The sequence below is a fragment of the Flavobacterium algoritolerans genome, assembly GCF_030010385.1.
In the GTDB taxonomy this organism is placed as follows: domain Bacteria; phylum Bacteroidota; class Bacteroidia; order Flavobacteriales; family Flavobacteriaceae; genus Flavobacterium; species Flavobacterium algoritolerans.
Map to the genome: position 1 here is coordinate 451,356 of NZ_JASCRZ010000002.1, position 23,504 is coordinate 474,859.

At 34.7% G+C, this 23,504-nt stretch carries 22 protein-coding genes and 1 tRNA gene; 2 read left to right on the forward strand and 21 right to left on the reverse strand.

Going from position 1 to position 23,504, the window contains the following annotated elements:
* Positions 1 to 97 precede the first annotated feature (97 nt).
* The 3 genes from QLS65_RS07565 to QLS65_RS07575 all read right to left on the reverse strand — a co-directional run bounded on the left by QLS65_RS07565 (position 98) and on the right by QLS65_RS07575 (position 5,963).
* Positions 98 to 1,516, reverse strand: a complete 1,419-nt coding sequence (locus QLS65_RS07565) for a TolC family protein (protein ID WP_282716381.1) — start codon at positions 1,514 to 1,516, stop codon at positions 98 to 100.
* Positions 1,517 to 1,646: 130 nt separating this feature from the next.
* A complete protein-coding gene (locus QLS65_RS07570; protein ID WP_282716383.1) occupies positions 1,647 to 4,811 on the reverse strand; it encodes an efflux RND transporter permease subunit in 3,165 nt (1,054 codons plus the stop codon).
* Positions 4,812 to 4,823: 12 nt separating this feature from the next.
* Positions 4,824 to 5,963 carry an efflux RND transporter periplasmic adaptor subunit gene (locus tag QLS65_RS07575; RefSeq protein WP_282716385.1) on the reverse strand — a complete coding sequence of 380 codons (1,140 nt, stop codon included), beginning with the start codon at positions 5,961 to 5,963 and terminating at the stop codon, positions 4,824 to 4,826.
* Between QLS65_RS07575 and QLS65_RS07580 the strand changes: the two genes are divergently transcribed.
* Positions 5,962 to 6,129, forward strand: coding sequence for a hypothetical protein (locus QLS65_RS07580; RefSeq protein WP_282716387.1), 168 nt, complete (start codon positions 5,962 to 5,964; stop codon positions 6,127 to 6,129). The genes QLS65_RS07575 and QLS65_RS07580 overlap by 2 nt on opposite strands.
* A gap of 49 nt (positions 6,130 to 6,178) precedes the next feature.
* Here the strand turns inward: QLS65_RS07580 and QLS65_RS07585 are convergent, their stop codons facing one another.
* The 7 genes from QLS65_RS07585 to QLS65_RS07615 form a co-directional block, all read right to left on the reverse strand.
* A complete protein-coding gene (locus QLS65_RS07585; RefSeq protein ID WP_282716389.1) occupies positions 6,179 to 6,757 on the reverse strand; it encodes a TetR/AcrR family transcriptional regulator in 579 nt (192 codons plus the stop codon).
* A 233-nt stretch (positions 6,758 to 6,990) separates the two neighbouring features.
* Positions 6,991 to 7,473 (reverse strand): cupin domain-containing protein, encoded by a 483-nt coding sequence (locus QLS65_RS07590; RefSeq protein WP_282712640.1) that lies wholly within the window; start codon positions 7,471 to 7,473, stop codon positions 6,991 to 6,993.
* Between the two features lie 11 nt (positions 7,474 to 7,484).
* On the reverse strand, positions 7,485 to 8,546 hold the full coding sequence (locus tag QLS65_RS07595) for an alpha/beta hydrolase (protein ID WP_282712641.1): 1,062 nt from the start codon (positions 8,544 to 8,546) through the stop codon (positions 7,485 to 7,487).
* Between the two features lie 2 nt (positions 8,547 to 8,548).
* Positions 8,549 to 9,295, reverse strand: a complete 747-nt coding sequence (locus QLS65_RS07600) for a carboxymuconolactone decarboxylase family protein (protein WP_282712642.1) — start codon at positions 9,293 to 9,295, stop codon at positions 8,549 to 8,551.
* A 12-nt stretch (positions 9,296 to 9,307) separates the two neighbouring features.
* A complete protein-coding gene (locus QLS65_RS07605; protein WP_282712643.1) occupies positions 9,308 to 10,393 on the reverse strand; it encodes an alpha/beta hydrolase in 1,086 nt (361 codons plus the stop codon).
* Between the two features lie 61 nt (positions 10,394 to 10,454).
* Positions 10,455 to 10,901, reverse strand: coding sequence for a nuclear transport factor 2 family protein (locus tag QLS65_RS07610; RefSeq protein ID WP_282712644.1), 447 nt, complete (start codon positions 10,899 to 10,901; stop codon positions 10,455 to 10,457).
* Positions 10,902 to 10,999: 98 nt separating this feature from the next.
* Positions 11,000 to 11,851, reverse strand: coding sequence for an aldo/keto reductase (locus QLS65_RS07615; protein WP_099715173.1), 852 nt, complete (start codon positions 11,849 to 11,851; stop codon positions 11,000 to 11,002).
* A 196-nt stretch (positions 11,852 to 12,047) separates the two neighbouring features.
* On the opposite strand from QLS65_RS07615, the gene QLS65_RS07620 reads away from it, so the two are divergent.
* Positions 12,048 to 12,959: a helix-turn-helix domain-containing protein gene (locus QLS65_RS07620; protein WP_282716394.1), complete on the forward strand. Its 912-nt coding sequence runs from the start codon at positions 12,048 to 12,050 to the stop codon at positions 12,957 to 12,959.
* Between the two features lie 307 nt (positions 12,960 to 13,266).
* On the opposite strand, the gene QLS65_RS07625 is transcribed toward QLS65_RS07620, so the two are convergent.
* The 11 genes from QLS65_RS07625 to QLS65_RS07675 all read right to left on the reverse strand — a co-directional run bounded on the left by QLS65_RS07625 (position 13,267) and on the right by QLS65_RS07675 (position 23,502).
* Positions 13,267 to 13,354 (reverse strand) — tRNA-Ser (locus tag QLS65_RS07625).
* Between the two features lie 168 nt (positions 13,355 to 13,522).
* Positions 13,523 to 14,656: a 3,4-dihydroxy-2-butanone-4-phosphate synthase gene (ribB, locus tag QLS65_RS07630; RefSeq protein WP_099715175.1), complete on the reverse strand. Its 1,134-nt coding sequence runs from the start codon at positions 14,654 to 14,656 to the stop codon at positions 13,523 to 13,525.
* 8 nt (positions 14,657 to 14,664) lie between these two features.
* On the reverse strand, positions 14,665 to 16,098 hold the full coding sequence (locus QLS65_RS07635; protein ID WP_282716397.1) for an LptF/LptG family permease: 1,434 nt from the start codon (positions 16,096 to 16,098) through the stop codon (positions 14,665 to 14,667).
* 8 nt (positions 16,099 to 16,106) lie between these two features.
* Positions 16,107 to 16,796, reverse strand: coding sequence for an outer membrane lipoprotein periplasmic chaperone LolA1 (gene lolA1 / locus QLS65_RS07640; RefSeq protein ID WP_099716312.1), 690 nt, complete (start codon positions 16,794 to 16,796; stop codon positions 16,107 to 16,109).
* A gap of 4 nt (positions 16,797 to 16,800) precedes the next feature.
* Positions 16,801 to 19,248: a DNA translocase FtsK gene (locus QLS65_RS07645; protein ID WP_282716408.1), complete on the reverse strand. Its 2,448-nt coding sequence runs from the start codon at positions 19,246 to 19,248 to the stop codon at positions 16,801 to 16,803.
* A gap of 18 nt (positions 19,249 to 19,266) precedes the next feature.
* Positions 19,267 to 19,641 (reverse strand): diacylglycerol kinase family protein, encoded by a 375-nt coding sequence (locus QLS65_RS07650; RefSeq protein ID WP_099715178.1) that lies wholly within the window; start codon positions 19,639 to 19,641, stop codon positions 19,267 to 19,269.
* A gap of 9 nt (positions 19,642 to 19,650) precedes the next feature.
* Entirely contained in the window at positions 19,651 to 20,148 is a 498-nt protein-coding gene (gene tpx, locus QLS65_RS07655; RefSeq protein ID WP_282716410.1) for a thiol peroxidase, read from the reverse strand.
* Positions 20,149 to 20,325: 177 nt separating this feature from the next.
* Positions 20,326 to 20,583 carry a DUF6952 family protein gene (locus QLS65_RS07660; protein ID WP_091172168.1) on the reverse strand — a complete coding sequence of 86 codons (258 nt, stop codon included), beginning with the start codon at positions 20,581 to 20,583 and terminating at the stop codon, positions 20,326 to 20,328.
* A gap of 133 nt (positions 20,584 to 20,716) precedes the next feature.
* Complete coding sequence (locus QLS65_RS07665; protein WP_099715180.1) at positions 20,717 to 21,025, reverse strand: thioredoxin family protein; 309 nt, start codon at positions 21,023 to 21,025, stop codon at positions 20,717 to 20,719.
* Positions 21,026 to 21,111: 86 nt separating this feature from the next.
* Complete coding sequence (locus QLS65_RS07670; RefSeq protein ID WP_282712651.1) at positions 21,112 to 21,750, reverse strand: peroxiredoxin; 639 nt, start codon at positions 21,748 to 21,750, stop codon at positions 21,112 to 21,114.
* Positions 21,751 to 21,891: 141 nt separating this feature from the next.
* The gene (locus QLS65_RS07675; RefSeq protein ID WP_282716414.1) at positions 21,892 to 23,502 is read right to left on the reverse strand and encodes a glycoside hydrolase family 3 protein; all 1,611 of its coding nucleotides are present in this window, start codon (positions 23,500 to 23,502) and stop codon (positions 21,892 to 21,894) included.
* Positions 23,503 to 23,504 lie beyond the last annotated feature (2 nt).

Below are 23,504 nucleotides of genomic sequence, written 5' to 3' on the forward strand. Positions count from 1 at the left end.
TTAGTGAGTACTTAAAATAGTAATTTAGAATCTTATGGTGTTATTTTAAAACAGCATCATTTCTTATATTTGAAATGATGCTGTTTTTAGAATACTATTATTTCCAACCTCCGCCTAATGATCGGTACAATTCAATATTTGCGATTAATTGTTCTCGCTTCATATTAGCCAATTCCAATTCACTTTGCAATATATTAGCTTGCGCAGAAAGTACTTCAAGGTATTCTGCCATTCCGTTTTTGAATAATAAATTAGAATTTTTAGTGGCTTGTTGCAACGTTTTTACGCGTTCTTGTAAAAAAGCTTCTTGCAACGCTAATTTTTCAACTTTTACCAAAGCATTTGAGACTTCACTAACAGCCACTAAAACAGCTTGTCTGAAACTCAAAACAGCTTTTTCTCTTTCGGCGACCGCAATATTGTACTGTGTTCTCACTTTTTTATTATTCAGTAAAGGTTGCGTTAAACCTCCGGCAATAGTTCCGAACAAAGAAGCCGGAATATTGAACCAATTGCTGGTTTCGAATGAATTTAGACCACCTTGCGCTGTAATTTTGAGAGAAGGATATAAGTCGGCTTTTGTGATTCCAACATTTGCATTAGCTACTTTTAAGGCTAATTCCGCGCTTCTTACATCAGGTCTTCTGCTTACTAGTGAAGACGGAATTCCAATAGACGCATTATTTTTCACTTCAATTGAACTCAAACGAATGCTTCTTTGTTTTGAATTTGGAAATGAGCCTGTTAAAACACTCAACGCATTTTCCTGAATGGCAATATTTTGTTCCAATAAAGGAATCAATTGCGCAGCGTTTAATTTCTGTGCCTCAGATTGTTGAATCGCCAATGAAGTTACCTGACCAGCGTCATATTTTAATTTAATGATTTTGGTTGTACTATCATTAAGTTTCAGGTTTTGTCTGGCAATTTGCAGTTGCGCATCCAACATCAAAAGATTGTAATAGCCGCTTGAAACATTAGCTACAATAGTAGTTTGCAACGCTTTTTTTACTTCTTCTGATTGAAGGTATTCCGCAAAAGCGCCTTTTTTCTGATTGCGAATTTTACCCCAGATGTCTGCTTCCCATGAAAGAGAGACTCCCGCAGAATAATCATCGATATGGTTTTGACCTAAAGCCTGACTTAAATTCTTTCCGGTAAAACTATTGTCTGATGGATTGCTGGTACTTGCATTCACAAATAAATTGGCCTGAGGGATATTTCCCCATTTCGATTGTGTGAACCTGAATTGTGCAATTTCAATATTTTTAGTCGCGATTTGCAAATTGTTGTTTCTGGTAATAGCACTGTCAATCAACTGGGTAATATATTTTTCTATAAAGAAATTTTTCCACTCCAAGTCACCAATACTTATAGTATCAGTTGAAACCGATGCATTCCTGAAATTCTCAGGAAATGCATCTTTTGGAGTTTCTATATTCTTCGAAACGTTGCAGGATATTATTGTGGTGATCATAATAACGACCATCACAAATTTGGTTATATATTTTTTCATTTTATATGTTGTCATTAAATTTCTGTACAAGTATCTTTTCTGGTTTCGAGATCTTTCGAAACTTTGTAGGATATGTATCCGATGCCAATGAGAATGGTCACCAGAATTGTCGTTATATAATTTTCCATTTTTATTTTTCTTCGTTATGAATTACGGCTACTGGTTTCCCGGAAACCTTTTCTTGTAAATGTTGGAATACGATGAATAAAACCGGGATGATTAACAACCCTAGAATTACTCCTGAAATCATACCTCCTGCGGCACCAATACTGATGGAGTGATTACCTTGTGCAGATGGTCCTTTGGCACTCATCATCGGGATTAATCCCACAACAAAAGCTAGTGATGTCATGATAATTGGTCGTAAACGTAGTTTTGCTGCATCGATTGACGCTTTGACTAATGCCTGACCGGATTTTCGTTTTTGGACGGCAAACTCTACAATCAAGATGGCATTTTTGGCGAGAAGCCCAATTAACATTACCAATGCAACTTGTACATAAATGTTGTTTTCGATTCCTGTTAATCCAATGGCTACAAATACTCCAAATATACCTGCTGGTATGGATAAGATTACGGCCAATGGCAAAATGTAACTTTCGTACTGTGCAGCAAGTAGGAAATAAATGAATATCAGACACAGTAAGAAAATAGTTGCTGATTGACCTCCGGAAGAAATTTCCTCACGGGTTTGTCCTGAGAATTCATAGCTGTAACCTGCTGGTAATTGCTGTGCTGCTACTTCTTCAATCGCTTTAATGGCGTCTCCGGAACTAAATCCAGGTTTCGGAATTGCATTAATCGAAATGGAGTTGAATAAATTGTATCTCGAGGCAGTTTCAGAACCATAAATACGAGTCAGTTTTACTAAAGTATTTATTGGCACCATTTCTCCATTTTTGTTTTTCACAAAAACTCGGTCTATGGCAGAAGGATCTGCTCTGTCATCAACATCAGCCTGAACAACCACTCTGTAATATTTACCAAATCGGTTAAAGTCAGATGCTTGTGCTGAACCGAAATATGCTTGCATCGTTTGCAAAATATCTTTGACTTTTACGCCTAATTGATCTGCTTTTGCATCATTAATATCCAATTGTAATTGAGGATAATCGGCTTTGAAACTGGTAAATGCTACAGCAATTTCAGGGCGTTTCATCAATTCTCCAATGAAGTTTTGAGAGATACCACTAAACTTATCCAGTTTGCCACCGGTTTTATCCTGCAACACTAAGTCTAAAGCTTCTACGTTACTAAATCCCGGAACGGTTGGGAAACTAAATACGAAGAAACTACCTCCTGAAATCGCACCTAATTTGCCACGAACCTGATTCATTATTTCGTCGATATTTTTAACATCGCCACGTTCGTCATTTGGTTTAAGCAATACAAAAACAACTGCAGAAGATGGACTTGTAGAATTTGTCAATAAGTTGAAACCTGAAATCGCAGTAACGTCTCTTGATGCGTCTAATTTGCTTAGTATATTTTCAGCTTCAGTCATTACTTTTTGGGTTCCGTCTAAAGAGGTTCCAGAAGGAGTGTTTACCGCAATGGCAATAAATCCTTGATCTTCTGTTGGGATAAACCCTGAAGGAGTCGTTTTTACCATAACAATTGTAGCAAAAGTAATTAAAGCCAATCCGCCTAAGCTTACCCATTTGTTACGAATCAAGAATTTTAATCCACCAACATAACGGTTGGTAAGAGAGTTGAAACTATTGTTGAATCCGATAAAAAATTTCTCTTTAAAACCTTGTTTTGCATAAGGTTTATTTCCTTCTTCACCAGTATGATTATCTTTTAAGAATAAAGCAGCAAGGGCAGGACTCAACGTTAAAGCGTTTACTGCCGAAATTACAATTGCAATCGCCATCGTAAAAGCAAACTGTCGATAGAAAACCCCTGTTGATCCTTCCATAAAACCAACCGGCAAGAATACCGCCGCCATTACCAATGTGATCGAAATAATCGCACCGGTAATTTCGTGCATAGCTTCATGTGTTGCAATTTTTGGAGACAAATGTTTATGTTCCATTTTAGCATGCACGGCTTCGACGACTACAATCGCATCATCCACAACAATACCAATCGCTAAGATTAAAGCGAATAATGTCAATAAATTAATCGAAAATCCAAATAACTGCATGAAGAAGAACGTACCTAGAATGGCCACTGGAACTGCAATTGCCGGAATTAAAGTCGATCTGAAATCCTGCAAGAAGATAAATACAACGATGAATACTAATATAAACGCTTCTATCAAAGTTTGTTTCACCTGATCGATAGATTGGTCTAACGAAACCTTTGTACTATAGAAAATATTGTGTTTTATGCCTGGAGGAAAATCTTTTGAGGCTTTTACAATTAGCTTATTAATAGCAACTTGAATATCATTTGAGTTAGAACCCGCCAACTGAATAACACCAATTACAATTCCCTTTTTTCCGTTTAAACGCGTTAAGCTGTTATAAGAATAGGCACCAAGTTCTACTCTGGCAACATCTTTTAAGCGCAGGACAGAACCATCTGCATTCGAACGAATGGCAATGTTTTGATAATCCTCTGGTTTAGTAAGTTTCCCTTTATATTTAATTACATATTCAAAAACCTCTTTACTTCTTTCACCAAATTTACCCGGCGCAGCTTCTAAACTTTTGTCCTGAATAGCTGCCATTACTTCATTTGGTGTAACCTGATAGGTTGACATTTGAGTTGGGTTTAACCAAACTCTCATCGAATAATCTTTGACTCCTCCAAAAATACTGGCAGAACCTACACCCGGAATACGTTTGATTTCAGGAATAATATTAATTTGAGCATAATTGGCAACAAAAGTCTGATCGTATTTCGACTCATCATCGGTATACATACCGATCGCCATGATGAAACTGTTTTGTTGTTTTGCAGTGGTTACACCTTGCTGAATAACTTCTGCCGGCAACTGACTTGTAGCTTGTGCCACCCTGTTTTGAACGTTTACAGCTGCCTGATCAGCATCAGTCCCCAGTTTAAAGAAAACAGTAATAGCAAGAGTACCATCATTACTGGCTGTAGAGCTCATGTACGTCATGTTTTCAACACCGTTTATAGATTCTTCCAGAGAAGGGGCAACAGAACGCAAAACCGTTTCTGCATTAGCTCCCGGATAAACTGCTGTCACTAAAACAGATGGTGGAGCAATATCTGGAAACTGTTGTAAAGGCAACTTCGTCAGACCAAGTATACCTAATATCACCAATAAAATGGAAATAACAGTTGCCAGTACGGGTCTTTGTATAAATATTTTGAACATTTTTTATATAAATTATTTTTTGTTAATTATTTGGGCAACTTTAGCCGTTGTTTTTTCTGGTTGAATTACCTGTCCTTCCTGAAGTTTGTCGATACCGCTTAATACAATTTGGTCTCCAGATTTTACACCGTCTTTGATAAGATAGTCAGTACCACTTTTACCAATAATTGTGATAGGCATTTTGTTAACTTTGTTTGCTTTGTTTAGTGTAAAAACGAATATTTTATCCTGCATTTCTACTGTGGCCGATTGCGGAACCAAAATGGCATCATTGTGTTGAATTCCCAAACGAATTTTCCCTGTATTTCCTGAACGTAGCGTTCCGCCTGCATTTGGGAAAGTTGCTCTAAGTGTTATTGCCCCTGTGTTTTTATCGAATTGTCCGTCGACCATATCGATTTTACCTAATTGCGGGTAATCCGAATTATCAGCAAGAATTAAAGTAACTGGAGGAATTTTTTTGATTTTATCGCCAAGGGTATTTCCTGTATAAAGCGATTTGAATTTGATAAAATCGGTTTCACCTAATGAGAAATAAGCATACACTTCATGCACATCTGATAAGCTGGTTAACGGCTCAACATCAGTTGAGGCAACTAAACTTCCTTGTTTTTTAGGCAATCTTCCAATATAACCGCTAACAGGAGCTGTAACATTTGTATATCCTAAATTAATTCTAGCGGAACCTACCATTGCTTTTGCTTGTTCGATATTGGCAGCAGCGATTTTTTGCGAAGCTTTAGCCGTTTTCAACTGATATTCCGAAACTACCTTGTTCAGAACCAAAGGCATCAATTTATCGACTTCTAATTGAGCGTTTAAATAAGCTGCTTCTGCCGCGTGAAGATTAGCCAAAGCATTGTTTAATTGCTCACGAAAAGGGCGTTCGTTTATTTTAAAAAGTGTCTGACCTTTGTTAACATAAGTACCTTCGTCTACATATATTCTTTCTAGGTTTCCGGATACTTGCGGGCGAATTTCTACATCTACAGCACCTTGTAGAGCAGCTGGATATTCGGTTTCTGTTGAGGCTGCCTGATAGCTAATACTCATTACAGGAAGAGTAGGAGCTGCAGCAGCAGGCGCTTGTGATTTATCTGCACAGCTGATTATAAACACAGCCATTATGCTTAATAATGTAATTTTTTTCATGATTGAAATTGGATTTAATTGGGTCTTAGGTATTGCAATTGTTTTTGGAATAAACGTTTCAGAATTCATGCTGTTTTTATTTAAAGATTATGGTTTTAGTGTAGCAATAATTCTGGAACAATCGTTTCAGAATCAATGCTGTAGTTTAAAAAATGCGTATGCTTAATAAATAATGTTATCTGAAATAAACGTTTCAGAATTCGTGTAAAAAAAAATTATTTGAATATATTTTTAATCAGGTATTCTGACATTTTTTTAATTTTTATAGGATTTCTATGGAGGATGTAGGATTGTTTCCAACCTGTAAATGATGTCATAATATACTCTGCCATTAAATCAGCATCTTCAGTATCATCCATTTCCTTATTGTCCATTGCTTTTTGAACCGTTTCAGCTAAAAAATCAATAAAAATATCATTGTTTTTACTCATTAGGTTGCGAACTTCAAGGTCTTCAGGTGCTAATTCAAAAATAGTTTTAATACCTAGACAACCTTTTTCACAATCTACTATCCAGGATGCTTTATCATTAATAATGTTGATAAGAGCTTGCTTAGCAGATTTTTCTTTGGCTACTTTTTGCTTTACTTCACACATTGCTGTATCAAAATAATTGCTGATGCATTTCATAAATAACTGATGCTTGTCACCAATTGTATTATATAAACTACTTCTATTGATCTGCATTGCATCCACGAGGTCTTGCATTGAAGTAGCATTATATCCTTTTTCCCAAAAGACATTCATTGCTTTTTCAATTTTTTCAACTTCGTTAAATTCTATGCAGCGAGCCATTAAGTTTTAATTTAAAATGCAAATATATAATTTTTTTTGGAACAAGCGTTTCAGAATGCAATTTTATTTTTAATTTCAGTTCTATTTAGTTTTTAGAAGCGTAAAAATATTTATTTTATATAGGTTTGTGGGATTATTATTTTAGCTTATCAGTCGGCTGAAACCGCGCGTAATATAGCATTGAAAAGCATATTTCGAAAAAAAATTTCTTTTCTGTTTCTATTTATTTAAATTTATTTGTACTCTTCATCAGTTACAGCCTGTAACCAAACAGGCACGCCGTTTTGAGTATTTGTTATTGCGACTTGAACAAAATAGGTGTCAATACTGGCACCGTGCCAATGTTGAATATTGGGTGGACATTTGATTACATCTCCTTTACGAAGTATTTTTTTAGGTTGCCCTTTTTCCTGATAATATCCAACTCCATCGGTGGCCAACAAAATTTGCCCGCCAGGATGAAGGTGCCATTTTGTTCTTGCTCCAGGTTCAAAGGTCACATTTCCTACTGAGGTTGGATTAAGACTATCAGCGGCTATCAGCATTTGTAAATAAGCTGTACCTGTAAAATTAGTATTGGTAATTTTTTCTCCTTTGCCGAAAAGGATTGATTTTTGTAATGCTGTTTCTGTTGAAAGTATTGCTTTTTTTTGCGCTTTACAAGAAAAAGCAAACACTCCTGTAAGAACTATTATGGCTATATTTTTAAGGTTCATCTTTTTAAATTTTAAAGATTGGTTTGATAAAAATTACCCAATTTATTTACCGCTTGCAATACATAATCGGGTTTCCAATAGGTTTCTATATGAGTAGCGCCATTAATAAGAAATAGTTCTTTGTTTTTTGCATTGGTAGCTTTGTTAAAAGCATCATCAGTCATATAAAAAGTATCGGCTTTACTACCCGCTATCATTAATAATGGTTGGTTTATCAAGTCCATATTGGTACTGGCATCAAACGTCATTAAATCCATCAGACTACTCTTTGTGTATTTAAATGTTGAATTTGGATGAGCATGTGTTTTACCGTAATACTCAAATCCTTCACGATATAGATCAAACGGTAGTGCTGCTATTTGTTTATCAGTGAGTTGCGTATCGCCTACATACATAATTGTACCACCTGCTGCTTCTTGGGTACGGGCATCAGAAGCTTCTTTTAATCGTTGCTGAATTGTTGAAAATTGTGAGTTCATAAAACCGTTACGTCTTACTACACCAGAATTGAACATACTCACTGTCGCTATTGCTTTAAATCGTTTGTCTGATTGGGCTGCCTTTAAAGAATAACCGCCGCCACCACAAATTCCTAATAATCCAAGTCTTGAAGTATCAACTCCTTTATATTGTGAAATAAAATCGGCCATTGCGTGTACGTCTTCAATTCGGTTTGCCGGTTTATCCACATTACGAGGCTCTCCACCGCTACCTCCTTGGTATGCAGCATCTGCCGTGATAGTGATATAGCCCTGTTCAGCTAATCGTTGGGCGTATAAACCTGCCACTTGTTCTTTTACACCACCATTAGGATGGGCAATAACTACCGCAGGATATTTTTTTGAAGCATCGTAGTTGGCAGGAGTGTAGACATTAGCTACTATTGTAATCTCTTTAATTGTATAAGTAACAGGATAAATGTTTACTTTTCCCTTTACATTTTCGGTAATTGCTCCCTCATATACAAGAGTGTATGGATTTTGCTTTCGTTCTTTTTGGATAATTTGAGCACTTGACATCTGTACCGTTATTATTGAAATTACTATTGTGATTATTAATACTATTTTTTTCATTATTAATTATTTTTCTGTCTACTTTTCAACACTTCGCTTACTACTTCTTTTGCTTCTTTAGTTTTCTTTCTTCCAATGATTGGTTGGATTACGCCTATAAATTCTTTCAATTGTTCAGGTGATATACCTACATTGAGCGAAATTGTCAAATGACTTTTTAGCATTGGCTCAGCATCACCAATCGCACTGATAACAGAAATTGTAACCAACTCTCTTTGAGTGTAGGTTAAAATATCTCTTTCGAAAATATCGGTAAACAAATGTTCTTTTAAAAAGGTATCTATTACCGGTGCAAAAGCTGAATATCCTGTAAGCGTATTCGGTTGTGGTGTTTTGGTAAGTTGTTCTAAAATGGTTTTGCCTCGTTGGTATTTATTGCCATCTTCTTTGATTGGAGAAGCTTCTTTGCCAGATTCATCGTTAATCCCTTTTGTTTTTCGTTCGTTAAGTACTTCCATAAAAGTTTGCAATCCTCTGATACTTCTCGGAAAACCGCAATAGGCATAGGTATGAATCAATATTTCTTTTATTTCATTTACGGTAAGTCCCGCTTCAAGACCTTTGTTTAACTCTAATTTTAGAGTGGCTAAGTCGCCTTTGGCTGTCAGTGATGCAATGGTAATAATGCTTTTTTCTTTTGCGCTTAATTTTTTATTAGTTGATTCTATATCTTGTGCTTTTGTGTAATGGGAAAATAATGCAAAACTTAATACTATAACTTTAAAACTGAAAATTCTAAATTGCTTCATAATTATTTTTTATTACTTGTCTAGGCCCTTTTCTTTTAACCATTTACTCATTAAATCAGCTACTTGTATATTATTTAAATCTGAAAACGGAAAGTGTGTATTTCCTTTGAGACCTGCCTCAGGAAGATGTACTACGGTTACATCACCACCGTATTTGTTTACTACATCTCGCCATAATCTCGCCATCTGTAGTCGTACTCTCCATCCGTCTGTCCCAGGATTGTTGGAGAGGCTTTCAGGAATATTATCACCATAATAAATGACAATCGGTATTTTAGTAAGTTTCATGAATTCTTTCATAGGAATCGAACTTGCTTCTAGTGAACCTGCCGAACTCGTTAAAGGGGATGGCACTTCACCTTCAGGAAATAAGAATCCACTACCGGGTTCGTAAGACACTATAGCTTTTACGTTTTGATTTTTTACAGCTGTAATCCATCCCATACCACCAGAATGGGAATGTGTAACCAAAATTGCAGCACCAATTTTGTTGAATAACGTTGAAACCGCATCCGAATTCACATTACTATCAATAGTACCAATGTTTGGTACCATAGAGCGAAAGTATTGATTGAGTGTATTGGAATCTCGGGCAAATTGGACGCCTTCAAAATAATTGGGCCATACACCTACACGGAAGACATCAAACCATTGTTGTTCATCTGGAGTTGGATTAATCGTAGCTGCTACAGTACTTCTGCCCGCATTTCCTCTTCTTGGTTGATCAATCACATAAACAGGAAAGTTTCTGCGGAGAAAAATATTTTGATACCCTTCTCGTCCGTCGGGCGTGCTTTCCCATGTTTTAGAAAACTGACCTATGCCGTGCCACATCACTAATGGATATTTGCGAGCCTTTACAGGAATTTGATAAAAAACGTAGGCGTGATCTCCACGAAACGTTTGTCCTTCAGGAGTAGGTTTGTACGGATCGAATGTGCCTGGATTGGTAATGATAGTTCCTCCAACAGCAAAACTTCCCTGCTCTTCAATTAGTAACGGTTTTTGTTTTGTGCTTTTTTGGGCGTAAAATGATGAATGGATCATCAATAACAAACAAAGTATGCTCCACAATTGAATTACTTTCTTTTTCATCATAATTTATATTTTTAAACTTATAATCTCCAATCGGGATCAATATTTTCCCATTTTTCAAATCTTATTGTCCAGGTACCATTAGCTTAGTGAACGATAATGAGCCAAGTTTCCAACCATTGTTGTCTTTTATATATACCTCTGTAACCATAAATGGATTGGTAACTTCATTTCCTCCAACTACTGCCAATAGTGTAATTCTGTTTAAAAGGATTGCGGTATTACCAATAATGTTTACTGATACTTCGTGAATATCTGCTTTCTTGTAATGAATCCCTCCACTTTTGATAACATTGATTTCTTGGATTTTTCCCCAACTTCCTCCCATATGGACAAACACAGATTTATCATCAAACAAAGGGGTAAGTTTATCGACATTTTTATCGGCCATCCATTCCCATTTTTGTTTTGAAAGTTGAATCACTTCCTGTTCAGCGGCAGTAGCAGTTTGTGCAAAAGACTTGTTTGCGAATAGAATGAGTATCAGTAGTCCAAAAATTGACTTTTTCATAATGCGATTAATTTTTAATTAGTATATTTTTTCTTTTTTTCTATTTCTGAATTTGATGGGAGTATAGCGCTTCCAGCCAATGTTAATCCTGCGGTTTTTTATAATTCTATTTTATACTCGCTTAACCATTTTACCATGTCCGGATCTCTGTGGTCAAAAAACAAACTTTCTTTCGTGTCCAGTGTCTGAATCATTTGCATATCATCTGCTGATAATTCAAAATCGAAAATGGTGAAGTTCTCCCTCATTCTTTCTTTTCGTACTGATTTTGGAATAGCTACAACGCCTCTTTGGATTAACCAACGAAGAATAATTTGAGCAATGCTTTTATCATGTTTATTGCCAATTGAAATTAACAAGTCATTATGGAATATGTTATTTTTTCCTTCTGCAAAGGGTCCCCAAGATTGAATTTGTACGTTGTTATTCTGAAGAAATTCTTGAGTACTAATTTGTTGATGAAATGGATGTGTTTCAATTTGGTTAACAGCAGGTGTAAAACCACTATTAGCAATCAAATCCATCATTCTGTCCGGATGAAAATTCGCAACACCAATTGCTCTGATTTTACCTTCAGCATATAATTCTTGCATAGCCCTCCAAGATCCAAAAATATCTCCATAGGGTTGATGAATAAGATATAAATCCAGATAGTCTAGTTGCAACAGGTCTAATGATTTTTGAAAAGCAGCTTTTGTTTTTTCATAACCAGCATCTTGGACCCATACTTTTGTTGTAATAAACAATTCTTCTCTAAGCACACCACTTTTCTTAATGGCATTACCTACGGCAGCTTCATTCCTATACGAAGCCGCTGTATCGATTAAACGATAACCACAATCGATCGCTTCTAATACTACTTTTTCACATTCAGTAGCATCCGGAATTTGGAAAACACCGAATCCTAAAATTGGCATTTCTACTCCGTTGTTTAGTTTTATATTTTGCATGATTTTTTAATTTAAAGTTACTATAAATTTTCCTGGCAATTAGGATAACTTATAGTACTCTGCAAATTTCCGACCTGAAAATGAGGTTGTTGGTATATGGATTACTGATTGTTCTACCAATATTACTTATTGGACTTACTATATGATAATTACTATCTCTAAATACCTAAATTTGTATTATAAAATGAAAATTTGTATGAATAAAATAGTCAAGTTTAATACCATTACTGAATATAATGTATTTAACAATAACGAAACTTTACATCCATTAATAAGTGTTATTGATTTTTCAAAAGCCAACGAAAGATCTTGGGAAGGAGAGAAGACTGTTAGAATTTATTATGGCTTTTATTGCATCTTTTTGAAAGATATAAAATGTGGTGATTTGCGATATGGTTGTAATCACTATGACTACCAGGAAGGTACATTGGTTTTTGTTGCGCCAGGGCAAGTAATGGAGATAGAAACGGATGGTAAAGTATATCAACCAAAAGGACATGCCTTAGTATTTCATCCTGATTTGATACACGGCACTTCTCTTTTTAAAAGTATAAATGATTATAATTTTTTCAGTTATAATGCCAACGAAGCCTTGCATTTATCAGAACGCGAAAGACAAATTGTTTTAGACTCTTTTTCAAAAATTCAGTTAGAATTGCAACTCGGGGTAGACAAGCATAGTAAGAAACTTATAGCTTCAAATATTGAATTGTTTTTAAATTATTGTGAACGGTTTTATGATAGGCAATTTATAACAAGAGAAAATGTTAATAAAGGAATTTTAGAAAAATTTGAAGAGGTGTTAAATAGTTATTTCACAACTGATAAACCCAACACTATCGGATTGCCATCTGTTGCTTATTGTGCAGATGAACTACATTTATCAGCCAACTATTTTGGTGATTTAATAAAAAAGGAAACCGGTAAATCTGCTCAGGAATACATCCAAAATAAAATAATTGATGTAGCAAAAGATAAAATTCTGGTAGACCATTTGACTGTAAACGAAATCGCTTATCAGTTGGGCTTTAAATACCCGCAGCATTTTTCCAGATTGTTTAAACAACGAGTAGGGTATACACCTAATGAATACAGAAGTTTGAACTAATTAAATTTTTTCGGCTTTTTGTCAATGGAACTCTTTTCAACAGAAAAATTATTTCTTACTGTTTTCATTTTCTCACTCATATTTTTATTCAAGCATTTAATCCTATTTTTATATGCTAGTTACGTTTTTTATACTCCATTATTTTGCTTGTATTTTTAAGTGTAATTGGCATATTTCAGAATTAATTCTTCTGGAAAAGGAGAAGTCTTTTTTCGTGTTTTACTTTGTAGAAAGAGAATAACTCCGCTGAGACTTTATAATAGAATGATAAAAACAAAAAACCCGAAACTTTCGTTTCGGGTTATACTGGCGGAGAAAGAGGGATTCGAACCCCCGGACCTGTTACAGTCAACAGTTTTCAAGACTGCCGCATTCGACCGCTCTGCCATTTCTCCAGTATGTCGCTTTCATTATCTGATTGCGAGTGCAAATATAAGAACCTTTTTTGGTTATGCAAATCTATTTTTAGAAAAAAAGCATCTATTTTTTAGGGCTAATTTTTAAAGGTTTCATTTTCTTTACTTTAGATGAAACTTATTTTTATAAAATAGTAATGAATGGGGTTAATACTTTACATATTCGGTTATTTCTAACCCATATCCAATCATTCCTACCCGTTTTGTTCCTTCAGTATTGGATACTAATCTAATTTTTGAGATGTCAATATCATGTAATATTTGCGCTCCGATACCAAAATCTTTGCTGTCAATAACAATTTTAGGCGCTTTCATTTCACCTTGTGCTTGTAATGATTTAAGTTCGGCGATACGATTCAATAAATTTACGGATTGCATGTCCTGATTGATGAAAATAACAGCACCTTTTCCGGCTTCGTTTATTACCTGGAACATGTCATCCAGTTGTTGGTCTGCGTTATTGGTCAATGTGCCTAACAAATCATTATTCACCTGTGACGAATTGATTCTGGTTAAAATCGATTCACCCAAATTCCAAGTTCCTTTAGTTAAAGCAATATGTATTTGCTTATTAGTCGTTTGTTGGTATGCTCTTAGTCTAAAAGTACCAAAACGAGTCTCAATGTCAAAATCTTCTTTTTTAACGATCAAACTATCGTGTTGCATTCTATAGGCCACTAAAGCTTCGATGGACACTAATTTCAAATCGAATTTTTTAGCCACTTCCACTAATTGTGGTAAACGGGCCATTGAACCATCTTCGTTCATGATTTCTACAATCACACCTGCGGATTTAAATCCAGCTAATCGAGCAAAATCTATAGCAGCTTCGGTATGTCCTGTTCTTCTTAATACGCCACCTTGTTTTGCAATAAGGGGGAATATATGTCCCGGACGTGCTAAATCATGTGGTTTAGTTTTAGAATCAACTAATGATAAAATAGTTTTTGCTCTGTCTCCAGCAGAGATTCCTGTAGTTACTCCATTGCCTCTTAAATCTACCGAAACAGTAAAAGCGGTTTCCATTGGATCCGTATTGTTGCTTACCATTACATGCAATCCCAATTCTTTACAACGGCTTTCTGTCAGTGGAGCACAAATTAATCCTCTACCGTGTGTTGCCATGAAATTTATCATTTCTGGTGTCACTTTTTCGGCTGCAGCCAAAAAATCTCCTTCATTTTCGCGGTCCTCATCGTCAACAACAATGATTATTTTTCCCTGGCGAATATCTTCAATCGCTTCTTCAATTGTGTTGAGTTGTATGTTATTTGTAACCATTTGTGTTGTTAATTTTGTGATGGTAGTATTTTTTTGATTATTTTTTGGAATGGAGCCAGAATAACGTCCATATTTATTAATCCAATATCGTTTGTGGCTCTGTATGTTAATAGAACCGCTAATGGAGTCAGGATAAATGAGGATAACCAAGCTCCCATAAAAGGAGTCATTCCGTTTTCCTGTGCTATTCTTTTTCCAAAAGTATTTATAAAGTGAAATGTAATAAAGATTAAAATTGCAAAAACAATTGGAAGTCCTAAACCACCTTTTCTGATGATTGCTCCCAATGGTGCTCCAATGAAAAACATTAGAAAACAAGCAAATACAATTACAAATTTATCGTAAAAAGCCAATAAATGTTTATTGATATTCTTTTGTTTGTTGTCTAGTTCTGCTTTAGTAGTATCGATGGAGTAGGTTGTGCTAGCAAGATTACTGACCGCTATTTTTAAAATATCCGATTTTTGTTCTAAAGTATACAATGACAAAATATCTTTAGGAAGCGGTTTTCTTTTTGGTGCTTTCTCCAGTTTTTTATTTAAAGGAATACCAACTCGCATGTTGCTATTTTCAGAAAATGAAATAATGTCATTTTTTATGTTTTTGTTCAATGAATCCAAAGTGTATTTTAATTCAGTAACAGTCAGCATTGTGTTCGTATTTGCCACACTTTCATCAGTTACATCGGTCTTGTTTAATTCAGATAAATCGATGTTGATGATGTGTTTTTTAAAGGAGCTTTTGGCAAAAGGCATTTTAATGCGATCTTCATACTTCTTAGGAACAATGTCCTCGTAGTAGTATCCGTCGTTAAGCACCAATTGTAAAATACTGGATTGTTCACTGCTGATTAACTCACCGTCTTTTGCTTTGATTACGGTTTTACTTCCGTCACCAATGTTTGATTTTTTGTGAATTGTCACGCCAGTAAGAATATTTCCTTGTTCACCAGATTTTTTATTCACCTTAATATTGTAAAATCCTACATCGTTAAACTGACCTTCAGCTATAGCCAATGCAGGTTTAACTTGTGCGATATTTTTTCTAAAATTGATGAATTTATATTCCGCATAGGGAATAACATTATTCGAAAAAAAGAAAGCTACAATACTTAATAAAATGATAAAAACAGTCAGACTTCTCATGGCTCTTTGCAACGAAATTCCAGAAGATTTCATCGCTGCGAATTCATAATTTTCAGCTAAATTACCAAAGGTCATTATGGAAGCCAATAGTATAGAAAGAGGCAATACCAATGGTACGATTCGAGGCATGGAAAATGCCAGAAATTTAATAATCATTAATAAATCTAAATCTTTTCCAGCCAATTCAGATATGAATAACCAGACAGTTTGAAGTATAAAAATGAAAAATAGGATTACAAATACCGTAGTAAATGTAGTCAAGAATGTTTTTAATAAGTATTTGTCAAGAATTTTCACCGAATAGATTAATCTAATTTGTTGATGTAGTAATTTGGATATTTACTTTCCGCAAATGTAAATTGATTTTTTGACAAAGGTTGGTTGGTTTTGAAAGAATTAACCGTTAAAGTTGTTTTTGTGCCTTTTTTACCCACTTCTATTAAGTTATAGATGTGTTTGGTTTGGATATCAATCCCTAGTAATACTTCTTTTCTCTGATCTTTAGAATTGGTAGGAACCAATTTTATATACTGAATTTTTCGGCCTTTTACGTTCTGTAAAATATCCATATTGTATTTATAACCGGTATTGAAAAAAGTTAACATTTTTGAAGGTGTAATGGCATTGTCATCTTTTTCGTTGACTTTAGAAATAGTGATTTCCTCATCTTCCGGAACAATAGTGTATGTTTTTTTACCATCAAAAATTTTAGTCACTCCCATGAAATTCAATACATATTGATTTCCCTTCATAGTTACATTTCCTTTACTGTCCTGATTGATGTTTTCTTTAGCGTTATTCAAAGAATACTTGAAATCGATTACGATTGTATTGTAGCTTTTTACTTTGGCGGTAACTTGATCTAAAAGTTCTTTTGCTTTTTTGTCTTGTGCTTGTATTGAGAAACTAAAAAATAATAATGCTGCAATTAAAAGAAATTTTTTCCCCATATTTTCTGTATTGTTTTTTTTAGATTCTTGAATTTTTGATTTCATGGTATTAGTTGTTTTGTTCATTGTTGAAAAATTGATCAAGAGAACTCATGTCAAGAATGTTTACACTGCGTGCTTTACTTCCTTCAAAAGGGCCTACAATTCCTGCAGCTTCGAGTTGATCAATCAATCGACCTGCTCTGTTGTAGCCTAGTTTTAGTTTTCTTTGTAACAATGAAGCCGAACCTTGTTGTGCATTTACAATGATTTCGGCAGCTTCTCTAAACAAAGTATCTCTATCGGAGATATCCATATCAAGATTAATGCCACTTTCCTCCCCAACGAACTCAGGAAGTAAATAAGCTGTTGCATATGCTTTTTGTGAACCAATGAAATCAGTGATTTTCTCCACTTCGGGAGTGTCGATAAAGGCACATTGTACCCGTACCACATCATTTCCGTTAGTATAAAGCATATCACCACGTCCTATTAATTGATCGGCGCCCTGAGTATCCAGAATGGTTCGGGAATCAATTTTTGAGGTAACTCTAAAAGCTATTCTCGCAGGAAAATTGGCTTTTATTAAACCTGTAATTACATTCACAGACGGTCTCTGTGTGGCTATAATTAAGTGAATTCCAATAGCTCGCGCCAGTTGTGCGAGACGTGCAATAGGAACTTCGACTTCTTTACCGGCAGTCATAATCAAATCGGCAAACTCATCCACTACAAGAACGATGTATGGCAAAAAGCGGTGTCCGTTTTCAGGATTCAGTTTTCGAGCCTTAAATTTATCGTTGTATTCTTTGATGTTACGCACCATCGCATCTTTCAACAAAGAATAACGGTTGTCCATTTCCACACAAAGTGAATTTAATGTGTTGACCACTTTTGCATTATCTGTAATAATAGCATCATCCATGTCAGGAAGCTTGGCTAAATAATGTCTTTCAATTTTATTAAAAAGGGTCAGCTCTACTTTTTTAGGATCGACCAAAACAAACTTAACTTCGGCTGGATGTTTTTTGTACAAAAGAGAAGTCAGAACGGCATTCAAACCAACAGATTTTCCTTGTCCTGTAGCTCCCGCCATCAATAAGTGAGGCATTTTGGCTAAATCTACGACAAATGTTTCGTTCGAAATTGTTTTTCCAAGAGCGATTGGTAATTCCATTTCAGCTTCTTGAAATTTGGCAGAGCCAATAACACTTTTCATAGAAACCATCGTTGGATTCTTGTTAGGAACCTCGATTCCTATAGTTCCTTTTCCAGGAATAGGAGCAATGATACGAATTCCTAATGCCGAAAGTGACAAAGCAATATCATCCTCCAGACTCTTGATTTTTGAAATACGAATTCCCGCTTCAGGAACAATTTCATATAAGGTAACTGATGGTCCAACGGTCGCTTTTATCTGTGCAATTTCTATTTTGTAATTGCGAAGCGTATCTACAATTCGGTTCTTATTTTCTTCTAATTCTTCTTGGTTGATGGTAATTCCTCCGGTCGAATATTCTTTTAATAAATCAATCGTTGGGAATTTGTAATTGGATAAATCCAAAGTTGGATCAAATAATCCAAAATCAGCAACCAATCGAGAAGCAAGATTTTCTTCTATAATATCTTCTTCCGGAGCCGATTCTATTACAAAAGATTCGTCAGCATTCGAAATAACTTCTGGAATTGCAACTGGTGTAACTTGCATAGCAAGCGGTTTTGCAACTGGATCTCTTTTGATATCCGATGAATTACTGATAGTTGGTTTCAAGGCTTCTTTGTTAATTTCGAATTGTGAACCATTCGTTTTTAAATGAATGTCATCCAGTTCGTCTTCAACAACAGCAAATTCTTCCAGGTTATAACCACTTTTGCTATTATTTAGGGGATTAGTGATTGGAATCGCCTTCATTTCTTTTTTTGTAGTATCAAAAAAGGACTGAATACTCTCTGGAGAAAGTTTGATTTTAAAAATTATATAGATGATTAATCCAAACAGCAAAATTAATAATGTTCCTGTTTTTCCAATGTAGTCCTGCAGGAATAGATTCAATTCATATCCAACAGTCCCTCCTAATTCAGGCGCTGAAGTAGCAAAAAACCCAAATAAAACAGATAAAATAATAATCACGAATAAATCCCAAAACCAAATATTCTTGAGCTTTCCTAAAGAAATGCCAAGTACCATGTATATTCCAGTTAGGAAAAATAAGCGCACAAATATAAATGCAGCAATTCCAAAACCTCTGTAAATAAGTAAATCAGCTAAAAATGCGCCAAATTTCCCCAACCAGTTGTGAACTATTTCAGCTCTGTTAGTTAATTCTCTAACAGCGCTTTGATCTTGTTGTCCATAAATGAAAAAGGAAATAAACGCAAATAATAAAGCTATTGAAAACAATACCAAAAGAGAACCAAAACCAATTTTGTGTTGTTTAGTAATTTTTAATGGATTATTTCCCTCGGCTTTAGCGTCGTTCTTTTTATCTAAAGGAGCTGTTTTTTTTATTTTTGCCATTCTGGATTATAATAATATCTAAAGTAATATTGGGATATATATGATTAAACCGATTGCTATCGCTGTTAAAGCAGCAAAAAATACTGCTCCTGCCGCTATATCTTTAATGAATCCGATTCTTTCATGATAATTAGGATGAATAAAATCAGCTACTTTTTCAATTGCTGTATTTAAACCTTCGATACTCATCACCAAACCAATGGCTAAAGTTTGAAAAAGCCATTCCGTTTTAGAGATGCCAAAATAAAACCCGGCAATGGTCATCAATATTCCTATTGAAAATTGTACCATAATACTGTGCTCTGTGGTAATCAATTTTAAGGCACCCTTAAAAGCATAAGTGACGCTTTTTAATCTCCCGGTAAAGAAAGTATTATCTTTTTGAAATTCCATCGGATGCTGTTAAAGTACCGCTAATGCAGCTTCGTAGTTTGGTTCGTCTGCAATTTCAGCAACTTGTTCCGTATGTGTAATTGTTCCGTTTTCATCAACAACAATAATAACTCTTGAATGTAATCCAGCCAAAGGTCCGTCAGTAATTTCTAAACCATTTGTTTTACCAAAACTTCCTTCTGAAAAATCAGATAAGTTAACTACATTTTCAAGTCCTTCCGCACCACAAAAACGTTTTTGAGCAAATGGTAAATCTCTTGAAATACATAAAACAGTAGTATTCTCTAAAGTACTGGCACTTTCATTAAATCTTCTAACTGATGCAGCACAAGTTCCAGTATCAACACTTGGAAAAATATTTAGAACTAATTTTTTTCCAGCAAAGTCCGCTAGCGAAGTGTGTGAAAGATCGGTTTTAACTAATTTAAAATCAGCAATTTTTGTTCCTATTTTTGGTAATTCACCTGAAGTGTGCACTGGATTACCGCCTAATGTAATTGAAGCCATAGTGTTTGTTTTTTTATGAGGTTCAAAAGTATGAAAATTATTTAAGAATTTGTCCTCAAATGTCGTGATAAGTTTACCATTTTGGTTCAAATTATCAACCGTAAGATTCCAATGTGTTCAATAAAAAAACGCACTCGTTGCTGAGTGCGTTTTATAATTGTTGAATTAAAAATTCTTTTATTTATCGATAGATCCCAGAACACGTTTCATAAAAGTGTTTAAAGCTTCTTTTTTATCAGTTCCGGTTTTCACCAGCTTATTAACCTCCAAAGCGCCATACATATTAGAAATTAATTCCCCAATAACATCTAATTCTTCATCTTTCAATGACGAAATTTCAGTCATTGCTTCCAGAACTTCGATTGTTTCTATGATGTAATCTTCATCATTTTCTTCTATAAACTGCGTTAAATGCTTAATTACGGGTAATTTCATATTTTTTAAAAATTTAAAGTTTAAGGTTTTTAAAGGTTTAAGGTTTTGAGCTGCTGTTGCAGTGTACTCTGTAAGTTTTGCATTAAACTTATTTATAAAGTCAGGTAACTTTAAACTTTAAACTAAGAATTCATTAAACTATTTCGTTTACTAATTCAATTAGCACTTCTTGTTTATTCGTTTGTGTTTCGTTTACCAGTTTCCCATTTACAAAAGTGGCAAAAGTTGGCAAATTACTCACATTAGCTAATTTTCTGGATTCTGGAAAATTCTCAGCATCAACAAGAGCAAAAGTAATTGCTTCGTTTTCTGAAGCTAATTTTTTGAATTTTGGCTTCATAATTCGGCAATTTCCGCACCATGATGCCGAAAATTGAACGACTACTTTCTCGTCTTTTGCAATTAAATCCTGTAACGTATCTTCGGTTAATTCGATTAACATATTTATTGAATTTCAAAATGCAATTGCAATAGCAATATTCAATGTTTTAATTGAAATTTGGTATTGCAATTTACATTGTTATTGAATTAGTTTAAACTTAAGTATTCAGCAGTACTTTTTCTGTCAGCACTCATTGCTTCTTTTCCAGCTTCCCAGTTTGCAGGACAAACTTCTCCTTTTTGTTGAATGTGTGTATAAGCATCAACCATACGTAAATATTCATTTACATTACGACCTAATGGCATATCGTTTACACTTTCGTGGAAAATTTTTCCAGTTTCATCAATAAGGTAAGTTGCTCTGTACGTTACATTAGAACCTTCAATAATGATAGAATCAGTATCTTCGCTGTAGCTAGTTGATTCAACATCAAGGATTCCTAAAATATTAGATAAGTTTCTGTTTGTATCAGCAAGAATTGGGTAAGTAACACCCTCAATTCCGCCATTGTTTTTTGCAGTATTTAGCCATGCAAAATGTACTTCGTTAGTATCACAAGAAGCACCTATTACAATTGTATTTCTTTGCTCAAATTCTGGTAAGGCTGCTTGAAAAGCATGTAATTCAGTTGGGCAAACGAATGTAAAATCTTTTGGGTACCAAAACAAAAGTACTTTTTTGTTGTTATTTACAGCTTCTTCGAAAATGTTAATTTTTAAATTATCACCCATTTCAGAGATAGCGTCTATTGCAATACTTGGGAATTTTTTACCTACTAATGACATTTTATTTACTTTTTTAGTTGTTTTTTTGATGGCGCAAAAGTAGTCATACTGTATGTAAATAGAAATAGCAGTTGATTATAAATATTTATTTCAAAATAGGGAATTACTATACTGTTATTTTCGAAAGATTTTAATTATTAATTATCGGAAGTTAACCTCCACAGGAAGAGTTCCTTTGCACTTTGTGTTTTCCAAAAGTTGCTCTGCAGCCGCTTCTTGAAATTCTGCAAAATCTTGATACATTTCTACAATTCCCAAAGCATGTTCTAGATTTGGAATTATTTGTAATGCATATGGATTCCCAAAAACATACAAAACACATTTTTTGGTGGTGAATAAGTTGCCTAAAAATTGAAGTACGGAGTCTTCAATGTCAAAATTATTTAAAGGTTTTACCTTTGGAACAAATAAAGAAATAACCAGCGTGTCAAATCTATTTAAATTTTTTTCTAATTCCTTTAAAACGGATTCACCTCCAGTTTCATAACTAAATTCTGGGGAAGGCAAAGCGTTTGTCAAGCTTTTAAAAAACACAGTGTCGGTATTTTTATAAATGCTGATTTTGGCGAAATCTTCTCTGTTTTTAGCATCAAAAACGGTCACAGTATTGTGATTGTCTTTTATTTTTGTAATGGAGTTTTGAGCAATTTTCAGGTTTAATTTTGAAGTGGTTTCAAAATCAAAATCATTTTCTGAAAGGTTTGGCAAACTTAGTTTTCCATCAGTAATTCCTGCTTTTTGTTTGCATTTCCAAATGCGTTGAAAACTGGCTTCAATTCGCTCTGGAGTTGCGTTTTTTAGGATTTCCTGAATTCCTTCGGGAACATTTTCGGCAAAGCATAACACATCATTTCCGGCATTGAAAGCTTCCCATTCCAATTGTCCTTTTTGATCGTATAATTTAGAAACGCTGTGCATGTTCAACGCATCCGAAATCACTAATCCATCATATCTCAATTGCTTGCGCAAAAGTGTTTCGATCACGGATTTTGATAACGTCGCCGAAGTATCTTTTCCTTCGTTCAAAGCTGGAACGGCCAAATGACCAATCATAATTGAATCGACATTATTCTCGATTCCTTTTATAAATGGAACTAATTCATTGGCTAGTAATTCGTCCAATGTTTCTTTTAAAATCGGTAATCCTAAATGTGAATCGACATTGGTATTTCCGTGTCCGGGAAAATGTTTGAGGCATCCTAAAATCCCGACATCATTCATTCCTCTAAGATATTCCAGCGCAAAATCAGCTACTTTTTCTTTATTTTGACCAAAAGAACGGTACCCAATTACCGGATTATTCGGGTTGTTATTGATGTCCGCCAATGGCGCTAAATTATAATGAATCCCAACGGATTTTAAGTCTAAACCTATTTGTTTCCCCACTTCGTAAACCAAATGTTTTTCACTTTCAGGCAAAGCACCAAGGGTAATTGCATATGGATATTGAGGTGTTTTTTCAACGCGCATGGCTAATCCCCATTCGGCATCGATACTCATTAATAACGGAGTCGTAGCACAATTTTGATACCTGATAATGAGTTCCTTTAAACGTTGAAAACTATCATCATTCAGGACTACTTTTTTCTTGGTTTCATAATTCGTTGCGGCACTGGCTCGGCTATGAAAAAAAGTCAATCCGCCTATATTGTAATCTCTAATTAATCGTTCGGTAGCCTGAATATTTTCCTCGGTATCATTGATGAAAACGGCTGGAAAGAAAAATTGTCCTATTTTATGTTCTAATGTCATTC